Here is a 2,715-nt window from a genome sequence, read left to right on the forward strand (position 1 = left end):
TATTGAACATACCCCGCCATCTGGAATATAGGAAGGTACAAAGCAATAAGAACACTACCGATAATGCCTCCCACAAAGACCATCATTATAGGATTTATAAGAGCTGTAATGTTGTTTATCATATTATCTACTTCTTCATTGTAAAATTCTGCCACTTTTTTCAACATTTTATCAAGACTTCCGCTTTCTTCTCCGATTCTTGTCATCTCAATTACCATTACGGTAAACATCCCGCTGCGGTCAAGAGATGCCGCAAGAGATTCACCTTTCTTTATGCTAACGACAATGTCTCCTATTGCGTCAGATATAATAACATTGTCAATAACCCCTTTCACTGTTTCTAACACTTCAACAAGTGGAACACCCGAAGCAAAAAGCGTAGAAACGGTATCACTGAACCGAGCCATTGCCGCTTTCTTGTTAAGATCTCCGAACAAAGGCATTTTCAATTTCCCTGCATCAGACCGCCTTTTTCCATTAGGTGTTTTCTGCCACCTCGCATAAATAATGTACGCGGCAACTACAATAATTAAAACTATCCAACCCTTATGTATAAGAAAATTAGCTAAAGCAAAAACTATTTTTGTTGGTCCCGGTAGTGGTGCGCCTAACTGGGTAAGGAAACCTTGAAAGCGAGGAATAACAAATATAAAAAGGCCAACAACAATCGCCACTGCAAATCCAAGTACGGCAACAGGATACGTCATTGCCCCTTTTAACTTGCTCCTCGTTTCATAATCACGTTGAATAAACATACTCATCTTTAGCAAAGCATCACCCAGTTCGCCACTTGTCTCTCCCGAATGAACCATGCTTATGTATAAATTAGAAAACACATCCGGATATTTAGCAAGCGCTTGAGACAACGATTCGCCTCCACGCACTCCATCCAGCACAGAATGCACTATACCGGCAAATTTCTTATTCCCTGTTTGTTTTTCAAGTACACTTAAACATTTTGAAAGGGACAAACCTGCATTAAGCATCGTACCGAATTGATTTGTAAAAATTGATAAATCCCTTACCGAAATTGTGGTAAATCTTGAAAGAAAGCCCCCTTCGCTTTTGGCAGCAGAACCTCGGCCGCCCATGCCAAACCCTTTTAATTCCTTTATATATATAATTCTGTATCCTTTCCCGCGTAAAACATCAGCCACTTCAGAAGAATTAGCCATATCCACCTTTCCGATTTCAGTGGTTCCTGCGGGTGTAACTGCTTTATAAGAAAACATTGCCATTTTAATCACCTTCCCATAAGACGTCTAAAATCTTCCGGGTTAAATGCATACCTTAGTCCGTCTTCGTATGAAATTGAACCTTCCCTTGCTAATTTTTCTAAAGATTGTTCCATTGTTTGCATTCCCATATTTGACCCTGTCTGAATCGCAGATAAAATCATGTGGGTTTTGCCTTCCCTGATAAGATTTCTTATAGCAGGAGTTGCTACAAGCACTTCAGTTGCAAGAACAAGGCCGCTGCCATCAGTGCGCGGTATGAGCTGCTGTGATAATATAGCAACCAATACTCCTCCCAATTGTGTTTTTACCTGCTCCTGCTGGTGTGGAGGGAAAACGTCAACTATTCTATCAATTGATTGCGCAGCAGAGTTCGTATGAAGTGTTGTAAACACAAGATGTCCGGTTTCTGCAGCTGTAAGAGCCGTTGCTATAGTATCAAGGTCTCTCATTTCCCCTACAAGAATAACATCAGGGTCTTCTCTTAGAACTGCCCGCAAAGCACTGGGAAAAGAAAGCGTGTCAGTTCCTAACTCTCTCTGGACAACAACAGAACTTTTATGTTGAAACAAATATTCAATTGGGTCTTCAATTGTAACAATATGTTTTAATTTCCCTTTGTTAATTTCTTCAATTATTGAAGCAAGTGTCGTTGATTTCCCGTGTCCTGTAGGTCCGGTAACAAGGACAAATCCTCTTTCTAAATTTGCAAGCGTATGTGCGATTTCCGGTACTCCAAGAGAATCAAGAGGTGGTATCTCAAAAGGAATTCTCCTGAACGCAGCAGCAATAGAACCTCGCTGATAAAATACGTTTATTCTAAAGCGTGCTACTCCTTTCACCCCGTATGAAAAATCATATTCGCGCTTCTCCTGAAACAGCTTTTTTTGTCTATCTCGCATGATAGAAAAAACCATTTCTGCTATGTTTTCCGGGGTAAGTCTTTCCTCGCCAACATGAACCAGTCGTTTATGTATTCTCAAAATTGGCGCTAACCCCGCGACAAGATGAATATCAGATGCTCCTTTCTTAGCAGATAATACAAGCAAGTCATTTAATTCTATCATTTTACACCTCCACAGTAGAAACTACTCTTAATACTTCTTCAATCGTTGTAACACCTTCTGCGGCCTTTGTAAGTGCGTCATCAAGAAGTGTTTTCATCCCTTCTTCTCTTGCCTTTTCCCGAATATCCCTGGCACTGGCACGGTTAATGATGAGATTTTGAATGTCAGGAGAAATAGAAAGAAACTCCTGGGCAGCCAGCCTCCCCCTGTATCCAGTATGATTGCACTTGTCGCACCCTTCCCCTTTATAAAATGATATGCCTTCAATTTTGCTCATGTCCAAACCAACATGTTCTAAAACGGATTTTGGGGGATCATATGGTACCTTACAACTCTTGCAAATCCTTCTCACAAGTCTCTGAGCAGTAGCGCCGATAAGCGACGAAGCAACAAGAAATGGTTCGATACCCATA

General features: G+C 40.9%; 3 protein-coding genes. All 3 read right to left on the reverse strand.

Going from position 1 to position 2,715, the window contains the following annotated elements; genetic code table 11:
• Positions 1–1,238 (reverse strand): type II secretion system F family protein (locus U9Q18_01350; GenBank protein ID MEA3313001.1); only part of this gene is annotated, 1,238 nt, incomplete at its 3' end.
• 5 nt (positions 1,239–1,243) lie between these two features.
• On the reverse strand, positions 1,244–2,302 hold the full coding sequence (locus tag U9Q18_01355; protein ID MEA3313002.1) for a type IV pilus twitching motility protein PilT: 1,059 nt from the start codon (positions 2,300–2,302) through the stop codon (positions 1,244–1,246).
• Position 2,303: 1 nt separating this feature from the next.
• Positions 2,304–2,715, reverse strand: a 412-nt coding sequence (locus tag U9Q18_01360) for a type II secretion system protein GspE (GenBank protein ID MEA3313003.1), incomplete at its 5' end; no start/stop codon positions are given.

The organism is Caldisericota bacterium, assembly GCA_034717215.1.
Lineage (GTDB): Bacteria > Caldisericota > Caldisericia > Caldisericales > Caldisericaceae > UBA646.